This window comes from Caballeronia glebae, assembly GCF_001545035.1.
GTDB lineage: Bacteria > Pseudomonadota > Gammaproteobacteria > Burkholderiales > Burkholderiaceae > Caballeronia > Caballeronia glebae.
In genome coordinates this window covers 111252-133090 of sequence record NZ_FCOJ02000002.1, presented here as the reverse complement: position 1 = coordinate 133090, position 21839 = coordinate 111252, and the positions used below count along the sequence as shown (strand labels likewise).

Annotated in this window: 15 protein-coding genes; 9 read left to right on the top strand and 6 right to left on the bottom strand. The window is 64.0% G+C overall.

What is annotated here, in order from left to right; translation table 11 throughout:
- Positions 1-121: 121 nt before the first annotated feature.
- Positions 122-724, bottom strand: coding sequence for a nucleotide exchange factor GrpE (gene grpE / locus AWB82_RS02215; protein WP_086965409.1), 603 nt, complete (start codon positions 722-724; stop codon positions 122-124).
- 362 nt (positions 725-1086) lie between these two features.
- Here grpE and AWB82_RS37880 point away from each other — a divergent pair, with 362 nt between their 5' ends.
- Positions 1087-1248, top strand: coding sequence for a hypothetical protein (locus AWB82_RS37880; RefSeq protein WP_181291003.1), 162 nt, complete (start codon positions 1087-1089; stop codon positions 1246-1248).
- Here AWB82_RS37880 and AWB82_RS02210 read toward each other — a convergent pair.
- The 3 genes from AWB82_RS02210 to hrcA all read right to left on the bottom strand — a co-directional run bounded on the left by AWB82_RS02210 (position 1220) and on the right by hrcA (position 3869).
- Positions 1220-1627: an RNA-binding S4 domain-containing protein gene (locus AWB82_RS02210; RefSeq protein ID WP_086965407.1), complete on the bottom strand. Its 408-nt coding sequence runs from the start codon at positions 1625-1627 to the stop codon at positions 1220-1222. The genes AWB82_RS37880 and AWB82_RS02210 overlap by 29 nt on opposite strands.
- A 25-nt stretch (positions 1628-1652) precedes the next feature.
- Positions 1653-2720, bottom strand: coding sequence for a ferrochelatase (gene hemH, locus AWB82_RS02205; RefSeq protein WP_086965405.1), 1068 nt, complete (start codon positions 2718-2720; stop codon positions 1653-1655).
- A 132-nt stretch (positions 2721-2852) separates the two neighbouring features.
- Positions 2853-3869 carry a heat-inducible transcriptional repressor HrcA gene (gene hrcA, locus AWB82_RS02200; protein ID WP_086965403.1) on the bottom strand — a complete coding sequence of 339 codons (1017 nt, stop codon included), beginning with the start codon at positions 3867-3869 and terminating at the stop codon, positions 2853-2855.
- A 186-nt stretch (positions 3870-4055) separates the two neighbouring features.
- On the opposite strand from hrcA, the gene AWB82_RS02195 reads away from it, so the two are divergent.
- Both AWB82_RS02195 and recN read left to right on the top strand, forming a co-directional pair.
- Complete coding sequence (locus AWB82_RS02195; protein ID WP_086965400.1) at positions 4056-4952, top strand: NAD kinase; 897 nt, start codon at positions 4056-4058, stop codon at positions 4950-4952.
- A gap of 44 nt (positions 4953-4996) precedes the next feature.
- Positions 4997-6649: a DNA repair protein RecN gene (gene recN / locus AWB82_RS02190; RefSeq protein ID WP_086965398.1), complete on the top strand. Its 1653-nt coding sequence runs from the start codon at positions 4997-4999 to the stop codon at positions 6647-6649.
- Between the two features lies 1 nt (position 6650).
- Here the strand turns inward: recN and glnE are convergent, their stop codons facing one another.
- Positions 6651-9449: a bifunctional [glutamate--ammonia ligase]-adenylyl-L-tyrosine phosphorylase/[glutamate--ammonia-ligase] adenylyltransferase gene (gene glnE, locus AWB82_RS02185; RefSeq protein ID WP_086965396.1), complete on the bottom strand. Its 2799-nt coding sequence runs from the start codon at positions 9447-9449 to the stop codon at positions 6651-6653.
- A gap of 182 nt (positions 9450-9631) precedes the next feature.
- On the opposite strand from glnE, the gene AWB82_RS02180 reads away from it, so the two are divergent.
- From AWB82_RS02180 to aroG, 4 genes are all read left to right on the top strand, one after another.
- Complete coding sequence (locus tag AWB82_RS02180; RefSeq protein WP_086965394.1) at positions 9632-13948, top strand: YhdP family phospholipid transporter; 4317 nt, start codon at positions 9632-9634, stop codon at positions 13946-13948.
- Between the two features lie 55 nt (positions 13949-14003).
- Positions 14004-14834 (top strand): carbon-nitrogen hydrolase family protein, encoded by an 831-nt coding sequence (locus AWB82_RS02175; RefSeq protein ID WP_086965392.1) that lies wholly within the window; start codon positions 14004-14006, stop codon positions 14832-14834.
- 167 nt (positions 14835-15001) lie between these two features.
- The gene (gene tldD / locus AWB82_RS02170) at positions 15002-16468 is read left to right on the top strand and encodes a metalloprotease TldD (RefSeq protein WP_086965390.1); all 1467 of its coding nucleotides are present in this window, start codon (positions 15002-15004) and stop codon (positions 16466-16468) included.
- 342 nt (positions 16469-16810) lie between these two features.
- Complete coding sequence (aroG, locus tag AWB82_RS02160) at positions 16811-17884, top strand: 3-deoxy-7-phosphoheptulonate synthase AroG (RefSeq protein WP_086965386.1); 1074 nt, start codon at positions 16811-16813, stop codon at positions 17882-17884.
- A 91-nt stretch (positions 17885-17975) separates the two neighbouring features.
- Here aroG and AWB82_RS02155 read toward each other — a convergent pair whose 3' ends face one another.
- Positions 17976-18536 (bottom strand): cob(I)yrinic acid a,c-diamide adenosyltransferase, encoded by a 561-nt coding sequence (locus AWB82_RS02155; RefSeq protein WP_086965384.1) that lies wholly within the window; start codon positions 18534-18536, stop codon positions 17976-17978.
- A 249-nt stretch (positions 18537-18785) separates the two neighbouring features.
- Here AWB82_RS02155 and AWB82_RS02150 point away from each other — a divergent pair, with 249 nt between their 5' ends.
- Positions 18786-20204 carry an FAD-binding oxidoreductase gene (locus tag AWB82_RS02150; protein ID WP_086965600.1) on the top strand — a complete coding sequence of 473 codons (1419 nt, stop codon included), beginning with the start codon at positions 18786-18788 and terminating at the stop codon, positions 20202-20204.
- 112 nt (positions 20205-20316) lie between these two features.
- Complete coding sequence (locus tag AWB82_RS02145; RefSeq protein WP_235023140.1) at positions 20317-21816, top strand: FAD-linked oxidase C-terminal domain-containing protein; 1500 nt, start codon at positions 20317-20319, stop codon at positions 21814-21816.
- Positions 21817-21839 lie beyond the last annotated feature (23 nt).

Here is a 21839-nt window from a genome sequence, read left to right as displayed (position 1 = left end):
AGGTTCGATTTCAAGACCCTGCAAACGATGCGGTCTATAGTTTTTTCGTGCGACGGCCGGCGCGCGATGCCGCGCGAAGCGCAGAACGGGCGCGCGCTGGCCATGATCGCCTCGGGATGCGTTACTTCGGCGCCGCGACGGTCACGAGCGCCGGACGCAACACGCGGTCCGCGATGACGTAGCCCTTTTGCAGCACCGAAACGACGGTATTCGGATCCTGTTCGGCCGGCACCATCGAGATAGCCTGATGGCGATGCGGATCGAATTTCTCGCCGACCGGATTCAGCGCGATCACGCGGCCTTTCTCCAGCGCGCCGGTAAGCTGGCGCAACGTCAGTTCGACGCCCTCGCGAACCTTGGCGAGATCCGTCGACTGGTCGGCTAGCGCGGCTTCGAGGCTGTCGAGCACCGGCAACAGGTTTTCCGCGAAATTCTCGATGGCAAATTTATGCGCCTTCGAGACGTCTTCCTGGCTGCGGCGGCGCACGTTTTCCGTCTCGGCCTTCGCGCGCAGGAATTCTTCCTTGAGTGCGGCGATGGCGGCCTGCGCTTCGGCGAGCGCAGCTTCAGCCTCGTTCGGCGCGGCTTGCGGCGCAGCGGCCGCGTTGGCGGATGCGCCCTGAGGCGCTTGAGCGGCCGCGTTGGTCGGCTCGGCGGACTGGCGCGCGTTATCGTCGGCGGGCGCCGGGTTCTGGCTCGCTGAATTCTCTTGCGTGTTTTCCATGTCGCTGAATATGCATTGCTGTGGGTTAAATCGGCTGCGAAAGCGGCCAGACGAAAATATCGGCCGCGTTTTTCGCACTAACGGCCGAAATTGGGGCTTCGAGAGCTTTTTCAAGCCTTCAAAGCGAGTTTTTCGGACAAATGTCAACGCCCAGATGGCGCCGAAATGACCGGCAACGCAGACTTCGCCACAGCGCGCAATTTTCAGATTGAGGGGAAGCCCTTAGTCGCCTACACTTCAAACAAGCACCGCAGGACGCACGTTTACCCTAATCCTACGAAATGCTTCAAACCGCTTACAGCCCTTGCCTGTTTCCTGATCCGGCCGCTTTCTGACCGGGCAACCCGCTCTCCGGGGATACCATGAAACTGACCTTTGCTATCGCGGTGGTCGCCCTGGTACTCGTTGCGGGAACGACCACCATCTGCATGTCCGGCGTCGTGACCGACCGTAACACCGAGTACGGCGGCGTTCACGCGACCATCGAAAGCTACTTCAATCCGAACGAGAAAATTTGTCGATAGTGCGCCGGTCGCGCTTCGTCGGCCTGCCCTGCAACGCCGACGTGGGTTCGCGAAAATTCTTGCGGCGCTCGGCCTCGGCCACGCGTTTCGCGCGGCCTTCCCCGGTTTCGGCGTAGAGCGTCTGCGCGACCGTCGCCGGGCCGCGCACGTCGCACAGGCCCAGCACTTCGACCTGCCATACCAGCCGCTCAATATCGATCTCGACGATATCGCCGACACGCACATCCTTCGACGGCTTCACGTTCGCCCCGCCGATCTTCACGCGGCCCTTCTCGACCGCATCGCTCGCGAGCGATCGCGTCTTGAAGAAACGCGCCGCCCACAGCCATTTATCGATGCGCAAACGCGCGTCGGGTTCCGTCGAAATCTTGTAGTTCATCGGTAAATGCTCGAAAAAGCCGTGCTCAGGCCACTGCGGTGAGCGGCTGCGCGGTCTGCACGGGCCATCCCTGAAGATGTTGCGCGGCGATTTCGCCCAGCGCCTTGATCCACGCGGGCGCCGTGTTGAGGCAGGCAATCCGGTGAAAATGCTTGCCGCCCGCCTTCAAGAATTCGTCGCGCACCTCGATGCCGATTTCCTCGATCGTCTCCAGGCAATCCGCCGTGAAGCCGGGACAGAACACGTCCACGCGCGAGACGCCGCCCGCGCCGAGTTCCGCGATCGTCGGCGCGGTGTACGGCTGAAGCCACTCCGCGCGGCCGAAACGGGACTGGAACGTCACGCGGCATTCGACCGGCGTGAGCCCGAGCGCGGCCGTGAGCAACGAACCGGTCAACTGGCACTGCTCGTGATACGGGTCGCCGAGATCCATCGTGCGCTTCGGCACGCCGTGGAAGCTCAGCACGAGCTTGTCGCCCGCCGCAAAGTCCGGCTGACCGTGGTGCCGCCAATAGTCGCGCACCTGTTCCGCGAGCGCCGCGATATAAGCAGGGTGGTCCGCGTAATGGCGAATCGTGCGGATTTCCGGCTGGTTGCGCACGCGCTTCAATGCGGCGAACGCGTCGTCGAAGGCGGTCGCCGTTGTTGACGACGAGTACTGCGGATACATCGGCAAGAGAAGGATGCGGTCGGCGCCTTCGAGCTTCAGCCGGTTGAGCATCGCGCCGATGCCGGGCGTGCCGTAGCGCATCGCATAGTCGACGATCACGTGATAGTCGTTCGCCGCGAACAGCCGCCGCAAACCGTCGACCTGCTTTTCCGTGTGCACGCGCAGCGGGGAACCTTCCGGCAACCACACTTGCGCGTACTTCTTCGCCGACGCGCGTCCGCGAAACGGCAGGATCAGCCCGCGCAAAATGAACTGCCACACGAATGAGGGAATTTCGACGACGCGCGGATCGGACAGGAATTGCGCCAGATATTTGCGCACCGCCCGCGGCGTGGGCGCGTCCGGCGTGCCGAGATTGATCAGCAGCACCGCGACGCGATGCGAAGCGCTGGGCTGCGAGGGCAACTCGAGGTCGAAACGCATAGGGCAAGCGGGCCGGAGTGGTCGTCGAAAAGGTGAAGACCATTATAGCGGCGCGCCCGGACGCGCATCATTGGCCGAATGGCTGAGTGGCGCAGCCGCGCCCGGCACGTCACGATACCCGGGAATGCAGCGTCACTGATGACTGAGCGACAGCGAGAGCAGGCGCGCGGTGATATCCACGATCGGAATCACGCGGTTGTACGCCATGCGCGTCGGGCCGATCACGCCGAGCGTACCGACGATCCTCCCGTTGACCTCGTAGGGCGCCGTCACGACGCTCATTTCCTCGATCGGCACGAGATTGCTCTCGCCGCCGATGAAAATCTGCACGCCTTGCGCGTGACTCGATACATCCAGCAATTGCAGGAGGCTCGTCTTTTGGTCGAACAGGTCGAAAAGCTTGCGCAGCCGCGCCATGTCGGACGAAAGGTCCGCCACTTCGAGCAGGTTGCGCTCGCCGGAAATGAGCACGGTGTCCGTGGGATCGGTCTCGGCAGTGCTCGCGACCACGGCGGCCTGCATCAGCGTGGTCATGTCGCCGCGCAACTGGTCGATTTCCTCGCGCAGGCGCCGGCGTACTTCGTCGAAGGACAGGCCCGCGAAATGCGCGTTGATGTAATTGGAGGCTTCGACGAGCTGCGAAGGCGAGTAGTCGCGCTGCGTCGCCATCATGCGGTTTTGCACGTCGCCTTCCGGCGTCACGATGATGAGCAGAATGCGCTTGTCGGACAGCCGCATGAATTCGATCTGCTTGAACATGTGGCTGCGGCGCGGCGTGAGCACGACGCCGGCGAACGACGACAGACTGGACAGCACGCTCGCCGCCGCCGCGACGATCTTCTGCGGTTCCTCGCCCTGCAAACGGGTCTTGACCGCAGTGGTCATGGCCTCGTCTTCGGGTGCTTCCACAGTCAGCATCGTGTCCACGAAAACCCGGTAGCCGCGCGGCGTGGGAATGCGTCCCGCCGACGTATGCGGACTCGCGACGAGCCCGAGCTCTTCGAGATCCGACATCACGTTGCGGATTGTCGCGGGGCTCAGTTCGAGGCCCGAATGACGTGATAACGTGCGCGAACCGACCGGCTGACCTTCGGCGATATAGCGCTCGATCAACGTTTTGAGGAGGGTTTGTGCACGTGGGTCTAGCATGGGCAAATTTTAGCTCAACGTGTCGGCTAGCGGCGAGCCGCGCCGGATGCCGGGCATTCAATGTCCGCTCCATTCTAGCGAGAAACGGCGGGCGTGCCGGCGCAACGTCGCACGGTCTTGCGGCGACACGGCCGGCGGCCATCGTCCACGGTTCTTTTCGCTCTCTGACTATGGTGTAATGCCGGCATGCAAATTGGCCAATTCAAGACCGTCGCCCTCGTGGGGCGCACCAACACGCCAGGCATCGAGGCGCCGCTGAGATCGCTCGCCGATCTCCTGGCGAAGCAGGGCTTCGAGGTCGTGTTCGAGGCGGGCACCGCGAAAGACGTGGGCGTGACGGAATTCCCGGCGCTTTCCATCGCCGAGATGGGCGCGCGCGCGGACGTCGCGATCGTGCTCGGCGGCGACGGCACGATGCTCGGCATCGGCCGGCAACTTGCGCCGTACAAGACGCCGCTCATCGGCGTGAATCACGGCCGGCTCGGCTTCATCACCGACATCCCGCTCAAGGCCATGCAGGAGATCGTCCCGCAGATGCTCGCCGGCCAGTTCGAGCGCGAGGAGCGCAGCCTGCTCGAAGCGCGCATCGTTCGCAACGACAAGCCGATTTACCACGCGCTCGCATTCAACGACGTCGTGGTGAATCGCAGCGGCTTTTCCGGCATGGCGGAGCTGCGCGTGTCGGTGGACGGCCATTTCATGTACAACCAGCGCTCGGACGGCCTGATCGTCGCGACGCCAACCGGCTCGACGGCCTACGCGTTGTCGTCGGCGGGGCCGATTCTCCATCCGCAGTTGCAAGGCTTCGTGCTCGTGCCGATCGCGCCGCATTCGCTGTCGAACCGTCCGATCGTGCTGTCCGACGATTCGAAAGTGACCATTCAGATCATCGGCGGGCGCGACGTCAACGTGAACTTCGACATGCAGTCGTTCACCGCCGTCGAGCTGAACGACGCCATCGAAGTGCGGCGCTCGAAGCACACGGTGCCGGTGCTGCATCCGGTCGGCTACAGCACCTACGCCACGCTGCGCAAGAAGTTGCACTGGAACGAGCATCCGTCGCAGGACTCATCGGCGCTCTGATCCACTCGTCTCCCGAATCCCGAATCCCCTTCCCCGAAGCGTCCATGCTCCGTCATCTTTCCATTCGAGATTTCGTCATCGTCGCCACGCTGGACATCGATTTCGATCCAGGCTTCACGGTCTTTTCGGGTGAAACCGGCGCGGGCAAGTCGATCCTGATCGACGCCCTCGCCCTCACGCTCGGTGCGCGCGCCGACGCGAGCGTCGTGCGCACCGGTCAGACGCGCGCGGACATCACCGCCGAATTCGGCACGTATCCTCAAGTAACGCGCTGGCTGGAAGAGCACGCGCTCACGCAAGACAGCGACTCGGTCATGCTGCGGCGTGTGATCGATTCGGGCGGCCGCTCGCGTGCGTTCATCAACGGCACGCCCGCGACGCTCGCGCAGTTGCGCGAAGTGGGCGAAATGCTCGTCGATATTCACGGCCAGCACGCGCACCAGTTGTTGGTGCGCCCGGACGCGCAACGCGAACTCTTCGACACGCACGCCCAGTTGCTCGATGCGGCCGGCGCGGTGAATCGCGCATGGCGCGCCGTGCGTGAGGCGCAGCAGGCCGTCGAAACCGCGCAAAGCCGCGACCGCGAACTGCAACTGGAACGCGAGCGTCTCGCGTGGCAACTGAGCGAATTCGACAAGCTCGCGCCGCAGCCGGGCGAATGGGAAGAAGTGAGCGCGGAGCAACACCGGCTCTCGCATTCGGCGAGTCTCATCGACGGCGTGCAGGGCGCGCTCGGCGCGCTCTCCGAATCCGACGAGGCGATGATCTCGCAGCTCGGCGCCATCATCTCGAAGCTGCGTGGCCTCGCCGATATCGATCCCGCACTGAACGACGTGCTCGCGTCGCTCGAACCGGCGGAGATCCAGTTGCAGGAAGCGTCGTATTCGCTGTCGCATTACGCGCAGCGGCTGGAGCTCGATCCGGACCGGCTCGCGCAAGTCGAAAGACGCATGGATCAACTGCATTCGACCGCGCGCAAGTTCCGGCTGCAGCCCGAAACGCTGCCCGAGGAGCACGACGCGCGCCGCCGCCAGCTCGCCGAACTCGACGCCGCCGCCGATCTCGACGCGCTCAATGCCGCCGCCGAAAAAGCGCAGAGCGAATATCTCGTGCAGGCCAGGGTGTTGTCGAAGGCGCGCGCGAAGGCCGCGAAGAATCTATCGAAAGCGGTCACGGAAGGCATGCAGGAACTGTCGATGGCGGGCGGCAGCTTCGACGTCGCGCTCGTGCCGCTCGCCGAAGGCGGCGCGAACGGCCTGGAACAAATCGAATTCCGCGTCGCGGGTCACGCGGGCGTCGCGCTGCGGCCGCTCGCAAAAGTCGCGTCGGGCGGCGAACTGGCGCGTATCAGCCTTGCGCTCGCCGTCATCGCGAGTACCGCGAGCCCGACGCCCACGCTCATCTTCGACGAAGTGGACACGGGCATCGGCGGCGGTGTCGCGGAAGTGGTCGGGCGTCTCTTGCATCAGCTCGGGCGCGACCGTCAGGTGCTGTGCGTCACGCACTTGCCGCAAGTGGCCGCGCGCGGCGATCAGCATTTCCAGGTCGCGAAATCGTCCGACGATGCCGGCGGCACCGTGAGCACCGTGACGCCGCTCGACAAGAGCCGGCGCATCGAGGAAGTGGCGCGCATGCTCGGCGGTCTCGAAATCACCGCGACCACCCGCAAGCACGCGAAGGAAATGCTGGCGGCCTGAGTCAGGCCGCCGACGCCACCGCGAATACGCGGTCCCACAACGCCGTCACCGCTTCGCGTTCGCCCTGAACCGTGGCCGGATCGACGCGCGCCTTTTCCATGCCGTCGAGCCGCAGCGTATGTTGCAGCTTGCGGTAGTGCCGGTACGCCGCGCCGATCGCATCGGCTTCTTCTTCCGCGATCAATCCGCTCTTCGCGGCGATCTTCAAGAGCGTGATATTGCCCGCGTTGCGCAGGAATTCCCGATGCTCTCGCGCGTGCAGCAGCACCCAGTACTGCACGATGAACTCGATATCCACCATGCCGCCGCGATCGTGCTTCAGGTCGAACAGCTCGCTGCGATTCGGATGACCGTCGGCGACGCGCTCGCGCATCGTCACGATCTCGCGAGCGAGCGCGGAAGCGTCGCGTTCCATGAAGAGCACGTCGGCGCGAATCTGCTCGAACTCCGCGCCGATTTCGGCATCGCCCGCGCTGTAGCGCGCCCGCGAAAGCGCCTGATGCTCCCAGACCCATGCGGTGTTCGCCGCGTCGCCTTCGCGAATCTGATAGCGGCGAAACGTTTCGAGGTCGGTCACGAGCAGGCCCGATTCCCCGTTCGGCCGCAGACGCAAGTCGACATCGAAGAGCGTGCCCGCGCCCGTTGCCGACGTGAGCCACGTTATGAGGCGGCGCGTGAACATCGCGTAGATGTCGGAGGCCGCGTCGTCGGCATCGTCGTAGAGAAAAATGAGATCGAGGTCCGACGCGTAGCCCAGTTCCTTGCCGCCGAGCTTTCCGTACGCGATGACCGAAAAGCGCGGCGTCTCGCGATGCCGCTTCGGGAACTGCTTCCACACGGTCTGCACGGTGACGTCGAGCACGGCGTCGGCGAGTTCGGACAGCCGGTCGCTCACGTGCTCGACCGTCAAGTGGCCGGCGAGATCGATCAGCAGAATGCGGAACACTTCCGCCTGATGCGCGTGGCGCAACAGATCCATCTGATGTTCGACGTCCTCCGCGGCGTCGAGACGCGCGATCAGCGAGCGCTTGAACGCGGCCCAGTCGAACGGGCTGGCGATGGCTTCGTCGTCGAGCAATTCATCGAGCAATTGCGGGTGGCGAATCAGATAGCCCGCCGCCCAGCGCGATCCCGACAACACCGACAGCACGCGGGCGAGCGCCGCCGGATATTCGGTCAGGAGCGCGAGATACGCGCCGCGTTTGCCAATGGCTTCGAGCAGATCGAAAAGCCGCGTGATGGTGTCGGCGCGTCGCGGCGCATCGACGGACCGGACCGCTTCGAGCGCCCGTTGCGCGACGATATCGAAGCGCTCGCGGCTTTGCGAAGGCAAGCCGGCGTAACGCGCGGAATTCCACACGCCCGTGAGACGGGAAAGCACCGGCGCCGGGTCCGCGAAGCCGAGTTCCGCGAGGCGCGCGGCGAGTTCTTCCTGCGCGGAATCGTCGGCGAGCGCGCTGCTCCAGATCCACGACGCTGCCGAATCTTCCGCGACGCCGCAGCCGCCCTGCCCGCTCACCTTGTCGGCGAAGATCGCGTCGAACTGCTGCTCGACGAGCTCGCGGTGCGCGTCGAGCGTTTTCATCAGCGCGGCATAGTCCGCGAAGCCGAGCGATGTCGCGAGCAGCGCGCGCTCGTCGTCGGCGACGGGCATCGCGTGCGTCTGCGCATCGTTGCGGTACTGCAGCCGATGCTCGACCGTGCGCAAAAACAGATACGCATCGGAGAGCGCCGTGCACACGTTGGGCGCGAGCAGACCGTGCGCGGCGGCGCGTTCGAGCACCGCGAGCGTCGGACGAATACGGAAATCCGCTGCCTGACCGCCGCGAATCAATTGAAAAACTTGCGCACTGAACTCGATCTCGCGAATGCCACCGCGACCGAGCTTGATGTCGTCGGCTTTGTCGGGGCGCATCGACGCGCGCCGCCGCGCTTCCTGCCGAATCTGCAGATGCAGCGAGCGGATCGCGGCGATCACGCCATAATCGAGATAGCGCCGGTAGATGAACGGCGTCGCGATGGCTTCGAGTTGCTTCGCGAGGCGCTTCGCGGAATCGCTGCGCGTCTCCGAAACGAGCCGGCCCTTGATCCACGCGTAGCGCTCCCATTCGCGGCCCTGCACGTAGAAATACTCTTCGAGCATGCCGAGACTGCAGACGAGCGGACCGGAATCGCCATTGGGACGCAGCCGCATGTCGACGCGAAACACGTAGCCGTCCTGCGTGATCTCCGCGAGCGCGCCGATCAGCCGTCTGCCGAGCCGTGTGAAGAATTCCTGTGTCGTGAGCGCCGAGCGCGTGCCGCCGGAGGTTTCGCCGTCCTCTTCATAGACGAAGATCAGATCGATATCCGACGATGCGTTCAGCTCGCGCCCGCCCAGCTTGCCCATGCCGACGACGCCGAGCGTGAGCCGCTCGCCGTCCGGCCCGCGCGGCTCGCCGAAGAGCGCTTCGAGATCCGCCGACAGCACCGCCAGCGCGCGCTGCACCGTGACTTCGGCGAGATCGGTCATCGCGCCGGTGACTTCGGCGACATCGGCCGCGCCCGCGAGATCGCGTTCCATCACCGTGCAGAACACGTCGCCTCGCAGGCGGCGCAACGCGGTCTTGAGCGCGGCTTCGTCGAGCACGCCGTTTTCGGTGCACGGCGTGCAGTGCGCGTCGAGTCGCGCCTCGATCCATGCGCGCGTGATGCGAGACCGCGCCCACTGCGCGACATTCGACGCCAGTTCGGGACGCGCCGAGTACGCGCGCGCCGCATAGTTGGAATAATCGGAACTGAGAAGAGTGGCTTCGGTCATGAAAGGTTGGGTTCGCTCATTGCTTCCTGAATGGCATCGCGGTATAACACCGCGCCGCAAGTCTTGCCAGGCGCGGCTTCGCGAGCGTTCACGAGTGCGCAGGCAGCGGCCGTCGCCGCTATGCCCGTGTTACATTTCAGCGTTAAACACGCAAAACTACCATATCGCCGAACAGCAGCAGCATGTCCGACAGCAGACGATCCGTCGACCCGACCGAAGTTGGACAAGCACAGCCCAGCGGCAACGCCGAGCGCGTGCTTTCACGCGTTTTCAAAATTGTTCTCGTCATTGCGGCCATCGCGTATTTCGCGGTGGCGGGCGTGTATGTGGGCCTGCGCTACATCGTCATGCCGCAGGTCGATTCGTTCCGGCCGCGCATCGAGCAACTCGTCTCATCGCAGATTCACGCGCAATTGCGCATCGGCAGGATTTCCGCGCGATGGTCCGGGCTCTCGCCGACAATCGATATCGACAATTTGCGCATCGACGCCGCCGACGGTGCGCCGGGCCTCGCCGTGCCGCACGCGAGCGCGAGCATCGCATGGGCGTCGCTGCTGCATCTGCGGCCCAAGCTCGCGGACCTGACCGTAGACGGACCCGACGTGATCGTCGCGCGCAACGCCGACGGCGCGCTGTCCGTCGCGGGCGTGCCGATTCCCACGCATCGCACGGGATCGAATGCATTCACGACCTGGCTGGTCGGCCAGGACCACATTCTTCTGCGTGACGGCACGCTGCGCTGGCGCGACGCGCAACGCGCCGCGCCCGAGATCGCGTTCAAGCGCCTGCATCTCGCGATCATCAACGACGGCACGCGCCATCGGCTCGCGCTCAAGGCGCCCGCCGACGGCGACGTGCTGCACGGTCCGCTCGACTTGCGCGCGGACTTCCATCATCGGCCCTTCTCCGCGATGGGCGCGCCCGCGAACTGGACCGGCCGCCTTTACGTGTCGACCGGTCCCGTCGATCTGCCGACCCTGGCGCGCTACGTGAAGCTGCCGTTTCAGATGTTCAGCGGCCGCATCAACAATCTGATCTGGCTGAACTTCGCGGGCGGCCAACTTCAGAACGCGACCGGCGACTTGACCGGGGCGAACGTCGCGCTGCGCGTGCGCGCGACGCAGCCGCGCCTCGATCTGCCGATCACGCGCTTCAACTGGAGCATCGACAAGAAAGACACCGAGTACACGCTCGAATTGCGCGATCTGCACACGGAGCTGGGGCAGTTGCCGCTCGACGACGGCACGCCGGTCGCGCGGCTGCTCACGTTGCGTTCGTTCACGGGCATGTACAGGGTGCCTTCGGTCGGTAACGGGCAACTGTTGCGGCTGACGGGCGACACCGTCGATATCGGCATCCTCGCGGAATTCGCGCGCGCGTTGCCGCTGCCCGCGACGATCCTCAAGGAGCTCGTGCGCTTCAATCCGCGCGGCCAGGTTTCGGATTACACGATCTTCAGTGAGCGCGCCGCGCCGAAGACCGAAGAAGAAGCGCAGCGGCAACGCAAGAAGGGCGACGCGCCGGTTCTGCACTATGCGTTCAAGGGCAACCTCGACGGCCTGAGCGTGCAGGCGCAGGAGCCGCCGCCCGGGCTCACGATCAACAATCATCCGCGCGCGGGCATTCCGGGCGTCGAGAATCTGTGGGGCAGCGTCGACGCGAACGAGAAAGGCGGCAACATCGCGATCGACACGAAGAACGCGGCCGTGATCATTCCCGGCGCGTTCGACGATCCGCGTCTCACCTTCGATTCGCTGGCGGGGCGCGCGCGCTGGAGCGTCGCGGACGCGATCGCGCCGGGCGAACTGCGCCGCGCGTTCGCGATCCATCTGGAATCGTTGCGCGTGAAGAACGCGGACGCAGAAGGCGAAGCCACCGCCGACTACTGGAACCAGGGCCACGGGCGCGGCAATCTCGATCTGAAGGCGAAGGTCGCGCATCTGAAGGTGACGAGCCTCGTGCGCTATCTGCCGACGAGCCTCAACGAGCGCGTGCGTGTCTATCTCGGTCATGCGCTGCAGGCGGGCGTCGCGAAGAACGGGACGATCGAGGTGCACGGCGATCTCACGCGCTTCCCTTACGCGAAGTTTCCCGATGCGGGCATCTTCCGCATCGAGACGCCGTTCACGGGCGGCAAGTTCGATCCGACGCCGTTTCCGCCGCGCAAGATGGCCAACGGCCTGCCGAACTTCTGGCCGGCGTTCGAGGGCATCAACGGCACGTTCACGCTCGCGCAGAACAAGCTCGGCTTCGATATCGACAAGGGTCATTACCGTGGCGTGAAGGTCTCGAAGGTTGTCGGGCGCATCGACGATACGGGCAATCGCGAGACCAAGTTGTGGATCGACGGCAAGGCGCGCGGCCCGCTCGCCGACATGCTGCAATACGTCGACGACAGCTCGCTCGGCCTGATGGCCAAGCACGCGACGCGCAAGATCGACGCGAAGGGCGACGCCGCGCTCGCGCTCACGCTCGGCATTCCGCGTTATCGGCCGCCCGCGCCGCAGCCGCCGATCAAGCCCGAATACAAAGGCTCGCTCACCTTCGCCGGCAACGAAGTCGCGTACGGCAATTTGCCGCCGCTCACGCATCTGCGCGGCCGCGCCGACTTCGCCGCGAAAACCGTCACGCTCGATGGCATCGAAGCGCAACTGCTCGGCGGCGACGTGCGCGCCAAAGGCGGCGTGCAACCGGACGGCAGCTATGCGATCGACGTGAACGGGCGCATCGGCGCGGACGCCGCCGGGCGGCTCAACAAGCGAATCACGCCGCAGGTCGCGGCGTTCATGAAACGCATCGAGGGCACCGCGCCTTACGAGCTGCACGTGCGCGGCGTGAAGAACGCATTGCCGAACGTGCAGGCGAGTTCGGATCTGACGGGACTCGGCATCGATCTGCCCGCGCCGTTCGGCAAGACGCAAGGCACGCCGATGCCCTTCTCGTTCAGCTTCCAGCCCGCGACCGGCGGCGCGCCGGATCTGCATGACGCGCGGTTGAACTTCGGGCCGGTGGCGGCGCATTACGTGTTTCAGCAGATCGGCCGGGCTCAGGTGAAGATCGATCCGCAGAACCCTGCCGAGCCGATGAACATGCGCGCGCGCGTGAAAGTCGTGCGCGGCGCGATCGGCCTGAACAAGCCGGCGGATTTGCCGGCCGAAGGCGTGAGCGCGGTAGCCGATCTGAACGAGCTCGATGCCGACGCCTGGCGCAAGACCTTCGCCGAGATCAGCGCCGCAGCGCCCGAGTCGCCGACTGCCGTGAACATGCCGCGTCCGCCGATGAGCGAGAACGTGAGGCAGTTCATCCCGACGCGCGCGGCGATCCACTTCACGACGCTCAAGCTGCTCGACCGGCGCTGGGAGAACGTCGTGATCGGCGCGAGCCAGGAAGGACAGGACCGGGACGGCAAGTGGCAGGCGAATGTCGCGTCGAATCAGGTGTCGGGCTATGTCTCGTGGACGCCCGGCGCGACGAAGGAAAGTCCGGGCGCGTTGCAGGCGCGCTTCGCGAAGGTCGTGATTCCGGATAAGACGGAGAACGATCTCGTCGGCAAGGTCGTGCGCAAGCCGCCGCGCAACATGCCGACGATCGATCTCATCGTGAACGATCTCGTGCTTCGCGATCACAGCCTCGGCCGGCTCGAAGTCGACGCGCACAACGAAGTGATCGCCGACGAGCCGATCTGGACGCTCGACAAACTCGAACTCGCGAACGCCGACGCGACGCTCACCGCGAACGCGACGTGGCGCACGCTGCCGGGCGGCGTCGTGCAGGCCACGCTTGCCGAGACGATGCCCTACGACACCGACGACGGCATTGCGCGCCGCACGTCGCTGGATTTCAAGCTCGACGTGAAGAACGGCGGCCAGCTCATCGATCGCTTCGGCGCGCCGCACGTCGTCAATTCGGGCAGCGGCACGGTGTCGGGCCACGCGGCGTGGAACGGCGGCCCGACCAACGTCGACGTGAACACGCTCGACGGCAACGTCGCCGTCGATCTGCGTCACGGGCAGATTCTGCGTGCGCCGGGCGCGGCGAAGTTGCTCGGCATCTTCAGCCTGCGCAGTCTCGCGAGCCTGATGACGCTGCATTTCGAGGACGTCGTCGGCAAAGGCTTGCCGTTCGAGAAGATCACGGGCAATGCGAAGATCGTCGATGGCATCAGCCGTACGGACGACTTCCTGATGGTCACTTCGCCCGCGCGCGTGCAGATGCAGGGCGTCGTCGATATGCCGAAGCAGACCCAGAACCTGCACGTGAAGGTGATCCCGACCGTCGGCGCGGGCGCGGTTGCGCTGGGCGCGGCGGTGATCAATCCGCTGCTCGGCCTTGGAGCGCTCGCGGCGGACCTCGCGCTGTCGGCGTCGATTCAAAAGGCTTTCGCGGTCGACTACTCGATCACCGGCTCGTGGAGCAAACCCGTCGTCCAGCGTCTCCATGGCGATCAGGGTAAGATCGAAACACCCGCCGCCGCCGTGGCTCCGGCCGCTGCCCGCTGAAAACGGGCGTCCGGCGGCGCCGTTTTCGTCCCCTTTTTTAACAGCGCACAGAGACATGAGCGAAAGATCGAGCGAAAGCGCGGCCCCGTTTCAGGTCGCCGCGCTGCAAATGGTCAGCACGCCGGAGCGCGACCGGAATCTCGCGGACGCCGGCCGCCTCATCGCCGGAGCCGCACGCAGCGGCGCGCGGCTCGTGCTCCTGCCCGAATATTTCTGCTACATGGGCTTCAAGGACACCGACAAGCTCGCGATCCGCGAAACGCCTGGCGTCGGCCCCATTCAGCAATTTCTTTCCGATGCGGCGCGCGAGCACGGCGTATGGATCATCGGCGGGACGCTGCCGTTGCAGTCGCCGGAACCGGAGCGCGTGCTGAATACGACGCTCGTCTTCGACCCGGCCGGCAAGCAGGTCGCGCGCTACGACAAGATTCATCTGTTCAATTTCGAAAAGGGCGAGGAATCGTTCGACGAAGCGCGCACCATTTGTCCGGGAAGCGACGTGCGAACCTTCGAAGCGCCGTTCGGACGCGTGGGATTGTCGGTGTGCTATGACCTGCGCTTTCCGGAGTTGTACCGGAAGCTCGGCGATTGCGCGCTGATGGTCGTGCCATCCGCGTTCACTTACACCACCGGCCGCGCGCACTGGGAGACGCTGCTCAAGGCGCGCGCCGTCGAGAACCAGTGCTACGTGCTCGCGGCGGCGCAAGGCGGCAACCACGAGAACGGACGACGCACGTGGGGTCACAGCATGCTAATCGATCCGTGGGGCGAAATCGTCGACGTGAAGGAAGAAGGACCGGGCGTCGTGATCGGCGGCATCGATCTGCAACGCATCGCCGCCGTGCGACAAAGTTTGCCGGCTTACCGACATCGCGTGATCGCTTGATCGCGCGCCAATCCAATCGACTCCAACCGACTCCAACCGATTCCGACCGATGACTTGAATACGCGGGTATTGCTCCGCACATGAGCTGACTCGAACAGACCGTAGAATGGGCTGCAATTCGTCTGAAATATCATCGAACTCGTCACAGAACACGCAATAGGCACCGCATGAACATCATCGAACCCGGCATTCGCAACCTGGCCACGGCGAAGGACGTTTTGCTTACGCCCTACGGCCTCGACGAAGGGCTGATCATCCGCACACTGGCGGAAATTTTCACGCATCGCGTCGATTACGCGGATCTGTATTTCCAGTCCACGCGCAGCGAAGCGTGGAGTCTCGAAGAAGGCATCGTCAAATCGGGCAGCTTCAGCATCGATCAGGGCGTTGGCGTGCGCGCCGTGTCCGGTGAGCGCACGGCGTTCGCCTACTCGGACGACCTCTCGCCGGAATCCATCCGTCAGGCCGCGATCGCCACGCGCGCGATCGCCAAGGCGGGCGGCGGCAAGCATAAAGTCAAGCCGGCGAGCACGCTCACGGGCGTGTCGGGCCGCGATCTGTATCTGGCCGCCGACCCGTTGCATTCGCTCGACGCCACGGCCAAGGTGAAGCTGCTGGAACGCGTCGAGCAAATGGCGCGGTCCAAAGATCCGCGCATCACGCAAGTAATGGCTGGCATGGCCGGCGAATACGACGTCGTGCTCGTCGCGCGCAGCGATGGCGCGCTTGCCGCCGACGTGCGCCCGCTCGTGCGCGTATCGGTGACGGTGATAGCCGAGCAGAACGGCCGGCGCGAAATCGGCACGGGCGGCGGCGGCGGTCGTTTCGACTACGGCTATTTCACCGACGCGATCCTGCAGAAGTACGTCGACGATGCCGTGCACGCCGCGCTCGTCAATCTCGAAGCGCGCCCGGCTCCCGCCGGCGCGATGACCGTCGTGCTCGGGCCGGGCTGGCCGGGCGTGTTGCTGCACGAGGCGGTCGGACACGGGCTGGAGGGCGATTTCAACCGCAAGGGATCGTCTGCGTTCGCGGGACGTATCGGCGAGCAGGTCGCGGCGAAGGGCGTCACCGTGGTCGATGACGGCACGCTGCCGAATCGGCGCGGCTCGCTCAACATCGACGACGAAGGAAATCCGACGCAATGCACGACGCTGATCGAAGACGGCATTCTCAAGGGCTACATTCAGGATTCGCTCAACGCGCGCCTGATGAAGATGCCGGTGACGGGCAACGCGCGCCGCGAATCCTACGCCGCGCTGCCCATGCCGCGCATGACCAACACGTACATGCTCAACGGCGACAAGGACCCGCGCGAGATTCTCGCGTCGGTGAAGAACGGCTTGTACGCGGTGAACTTCGGCGGCGGTCAGGTCGATATCACCAACGGCAAGTTCGTGTTCTCGGCATCCGAGGCGTACATGATCGAGAACGGCAAGATCACGTATCCGGTGAAGGGCGCGACGCTGATCGGCAGCGGCCCGGAATCGCTCAAGTACGTGACGATGATCGGCAACGATATGTCGCTGGATAGCGGCGTTGGCGTGTGCGGCAAGGAAGGCCAGAGCGTGCCGGTGGGCGTCGGTCAGCCGACGTTGCGCATCGAGAAGATGACGGTTGGCGGAACGGCCTGATTCTTCATGCGGGATTTCCGCATCGCGAGGGCGTGGAAGGTGCATCCTCGTTTCTTCCGATGCGGATTGTCCGCGTTTTTGCGGGTGCAGGCTTGTCAGCGCTGCATGTTTGAGGTTATAAAAGCAGTCAAAACTTTTTTCGACCGACGTTCGGTTACTTTTCGATCCATCATGTCCGCCAAGTTTTATTTTTATTTCTTTTGGCATCTCAGGCCGCTGGCGGATCGAGAGGGTAAGTCGTACACAGGTTGAACAGACCGAATTCCCGAAAAAACCGCCAGCGAGTCTGGCGGTTTTTTTTCGTCTCATAGTTTGATTAGAACGCTGCAGTGGAGAACCGACATGCCCCCGCACAATACCGATGACGTTCGTATCCGTGAACTGAAAGAACTCACCCCGCCCGCGCATCTGATCCGCGAATTCCCGTGCGCCGAGCAGGTTTCGGAGCTGATCTATAACGCACGGCAGTCGATGCATCGCATTCTTCATGGGATGGATGACCGGCTGATCGTAATCGTCGGACCATGCTCGATTCATGATCCGAAGGCGGCGCTCGAATACGCCGAACGGCTGATCGAGCAGCGTCGTCGCTTTGCCGGCGAACTGGAAATCGTGATGCGCGTGTACTTCGAAAAGCCGCGCACGACCGTTGGATGGAAGGGGCTCATCAATGATCCGTATATGGATAACAGCTTCAAGATCAACGATGGCTTGAGGAAAGCGCGGGAGTTGCTCATGCATATCAATGAGCTTGGGCTTCCGGCTGGGACCGAATACCTCGATATGATCAGTCCGCAGTACATTGCCGATCTGATTTCGTGGGGCGCGATTGGGGCGCGGACTACCGAATCACAGGTGCATCGTGAGTTGGCGTCTGGATTGTCGTGCCCGGTCGGGTTCAAGAACGGCACTGACGGCAACGTCAAGATCGCCGTCGATGCGATCAAGGCAGCTTCGCAACCGCATCATTTTCTGTCTGTGACCAAAGGCGGCCATTCGGCGATTGTTTCCACCGCCGGTAATGAGGATTGCCACATCATTCTGCGCGGCGGCAAAACGCCGAATTACGATGCCGCGAGTGTGGATGCCGCTTGTAGCGATATCGGGAAAGCCGGCCTCGCCGCACGTCTGATGATCGATGCGAGCCACGCGAATAGCTCGAAGAAACATGAGAATCAGATTCCGGTTTGCGCGGATATTGGGCGCCAACTCGCTTCCGGCGATGAGCGAATCGTCGGTGTGATGGTTGAATCGCATCTTGTCGCGGGGCGGCAGGATTTGAAGGACGGATGCGAATTGACATACGGCCAGAGCATTACCGATGCCTGTATCGGGTGGGATGAAAGCGTGAAGGTTTTGGAAGGACTGGCCGACTCGGTTAAGCAGCGGCGCGTTGCGAGAGGCGGCGGCAATTAAACACGCGATCGATGAGCGGCTGCCAAACAGCAGCTCATCGATCGGGTGTCCGGGACTGACCTCTTCTTGAGAATGTCCTGGAAATCGCTGGCTAAGTCGGATTCTTTTGGTGATTCCATAAGACATCCGTTCCGCCATCGGCCCGATTGAGCACTCTCGAAAAAACGAACAACAAATCCGAAAGACGATTCACATATCTCCGCGGCGCCTCATTAACGCCGGTCGTCTCCACACGCCCCAACGACACAATCGCCCTTTCCGCTCTTCGGCAAATCGTCCTTGCCACATGGCCCAGCGCCGCCGCCCTGGAGCCACCCGGCAAAATAAACTCTTTAAGCGGCGGCAGCGTCGAGTTGTACTCTTCCAGCCAAGCATCCAACTGAGCGAGATGCGACTCCTGAATCATCGAATGCCCGGGAATCGATAACTCGCCGCCAAGATCGAACAAATCATTCTGAATCTGCGTCAGCGCATCCCGCACGTCAGAAGGCATCGGCTCGCAAAGCAGCACGCCGATCGTCGAATTCAACTCATCCACATCTCCGATTGCGGCGATGCGCGCATCGTCCTTCGATACGCGGCTGCCATCGCCCAGTCCTGTCGTTCCATCATCGCCGGTACGCGTGGCGATCTTGCTCAAGCGGTGACCCATCGCTGACTCCCTGATAAGCGGACAAAAACCCCGGCCCATTATAGGCACGCGCCCGCGCCCTAATCCTGCCCGCCGGCCTGCGTCCCGACGGCGTAAAATGAGATGAACACCGTGCGGCTTTCGCGCCAATCGCAAAACGGCGAAACAGCAGAAAACGCTTCAAGCCGAAAGCATCACGCGAAATCCGCAACGCCCATACCAAGCGCGAAAGCCGAGAAACACAAAGCCGCACCGCCCGGAGACACGCACGTGAATCACCCCAACGAACATCAGGCGCTTCAGAAACGCCCCTTCCCCGCCGCGCTTCTCGACGCCCTGAAGCAGAAATTCGCCGACCGCGTCTCGACGGCGCAAGCAGTCAGAGAGCACCACGGCCGCGACGAATCTCCGTTCGATCCGCAACTCCCCGACGCCGTGGTCTTCGCGCGCAACACCGACGAAGTGCAAGCCATCGTCAAACTCTGCGCCGAACACGACGTCGCGATCATCCCCTACGGCAACGGCTCGTCGCTCGAAGGACATCTGCTGGCCGTGCAAGGCGGCGTTTCCATCGACTTGTCGGAGATGAACCAGGTCGTCTCGATCAACGCCGAAGACCTTACGGTCACGGTGCAACCCGGCATCTCCCGCAAGCAGCTCAACGAAGCGCTGAAAGACACCGGCCTCTTCTTCCCCATCGACCCGGGCGCGGACGCGAGCATCGGCGGCATGTCCGCGACGCGCGCCTCCGGCACCAACGCCGTGCGCTACGGCTCGATGCGCGAGAACGTCCTCGCGCTCACCGTCGTGCTCGCCGATGGCCGCATCATCAAGACCGGCACGCGCGCCCGCAAATCGGCGGCGGGCTACGACCTCACGCGCCTTTTCGTCGGCTCGGAAGGCACGCTCGGCGTCATCACCGAAATCACGGTGCGCCTCTATCCGCAACCCGAAGCGATCTCGGCGGCCGTATGCGCGTTTCCGTCGATGGGCGACGCCGTGCGCGCCGTCATCGAGACGATTCAGATGGGCGTGCCGATCGCGCGCGTCGAATTCGTCGACAAGCTCGCCGTGCGCGCCATCAACCGTCACTCGAACCTGACGTTGCGCGAGTCGCCGATGCTGTTCTTCGAATTCCACGGCACCGAATCCGGCGTCAAGGAACAGGCGCAGACCGTGCAGGACATCGTCGCGGAGAACAAAGGCGAAGATTTCGAATGGGCGACGCGCCCCGAAGACCGCAACCGTCTCTGGAACGCGCGCCACTCCGCCTATTTCGCGATGCTGCAACTGAAGCCCGGCTGCCGCGCCGTCACGACCGACGTCTGCGTGCCGATTTCGCGCCTCGCCGAATGCGTCGAGGAAACGGAGAAAGACCTGCAAAGCTCGTACTTGCCGAGCCCGATCGTCGGTCACGTCGGCGACGGCAATTTCCACGTCGCGATGCTGCTCGATCCGGCCAAGCCCGAAGAGCTGGAAGAGGCGGAGCGGATCAATCGGCTCATCGTCGGACGCGCGCTGAAGATGGGCGGCACCTGCACCGGCGAACACGGCGTCGGCCTGCACAAGATGGGCTTTCTGATCGACGAACACGGCGAGGACGCCGTTGGCGCGATGCGCGCGATCAAGCAGGCGCTCGATCCGAAGAACCTGATGAACCCGGGGAAAATCTTCACTTTCGAAGGCTGACGAAGTCGCGCAAGATGCACGCATGAGACAGGCGGCGCCGACCGCAGTGATCGAAAAAGGAGGAGACGTGAACGCACCCGACGAGCTCAAGCCCGAGCAGTTGTCGCCCAACCTGCCGCACGAGGACGCACCCGCGCTGACCGAGGATCAACTCGCGGCGCGTCAGCGCGAAGTCGTGCAGGCGTTGATGGCCGTGCTGCCGACGCACTGTCTGCTCTTTCGCGAGGAAGACACCGCCGCATACGAATGCGACGGCCTCGCCGCGTATCGGCGTCTGCCGCTTGCCGTCGCGTTGCCGGAAACCGAAGCGCAGGTGCAGCGCGTCGTGCAGATCTGCGCGCGTCTTGCCGTTCCAATCGTTCCGCGCGGCGCGGGCACCGGTCTGTCCGGCGGCGCGATGCCGATTCGCCACGGTATCGTGCTGTCGCTTGCGCGCTTTCGGAAGATCATCGAAGTCGATCCCTACGCGCGCACCGCGACCGTGCAGCCCGGCGTCCGTAACCTCGCCATTTCGGAAGCCGCCGCGCCTTATGGCCTGTACTACGCGCCCGATCCGTCGTCGCAGATCGCGTGCACGATCGGCGGCAACGTCTCCGAAAACTCCGGCGGCGTGCACTGCCTGAAATACGGGCTCACGGTTCACAACGTCCTGCGCGTGCGCGCGGTGACGATGGAAGGCGATATCGTCGAATTCGGCTCGCTCGGTCCCGACGCGCCCGGCCTCGATCTGCTCGCGGTGATGATCGGCAGCGAAGGCATGTTCGCGATCGTCACCGAGATCACAGTCAAGTTGATCCCGAAGCCGCAGACGGCGCAAGTCATCATGGCGAGCTTCGACGATGTCGTGAAAGGCGGCGACGCGGTCGCCGCGATCATCGCTGCGGGCATCATCCCGGCCGGTCTGGAAATGATGGACAAGCCCGCGACGCGCGCCGTCGAGGAATTCGTCAACGCGGGCTACGACCTCGACGCCGCCGCGATCCTGCTGTGCGAATCCGACGGCACGCACGATGAAGTCGCCGAGGAAGTCGTCCGCATGACGGCCGTGCTGCGCGAACACGGCGCGTCGCGCATCCAGATTTCACGGTCCGAAACCGAGCGCCTGAAGTTCTGGTCGGGCCGCAAGAACGCGTTTCCGGCGGCGGGCCGCATCTCGCCGGACTATTACTGCATGGACGGCACCGTGCCGCGCCGCGCGATCGGGCCGCTGCTCAGGCGCATCGAGGAGATGGAGAAGAAGTACGCGCTGCGCTGCATCAACGTGTTCCATGCCGGCGACGGCAACATGCATCCGCTGATTCTTTTCAACGGCAACGATCTCGACGAATGGCATCGCGCCGAGGCGTTCGGCTGCGACATTCTGGAGGCGTGCGTGGAACTGGGCGGCACGGTGACGGGCGAGCATGGCGTGGGCATCGAGAAGATCAATTCGATGTGCGTGCAGTTTTCGCCGGAAGAGCGCGACGCGTTCTTCGCCGTGAAGCGCGCGTTCGATCCGCCGGGTCTGCTCAATCCCGACAAGGGCATTCCGACGCGCGCGCGTTGCGCCGAGTACGGCAAGATGCACGTGCGCGGCGGGCTGCTGCCGCATCCCGAATTGCCGCGCTTCTGAAGTCCGACGAGGCGCGGCGCGCG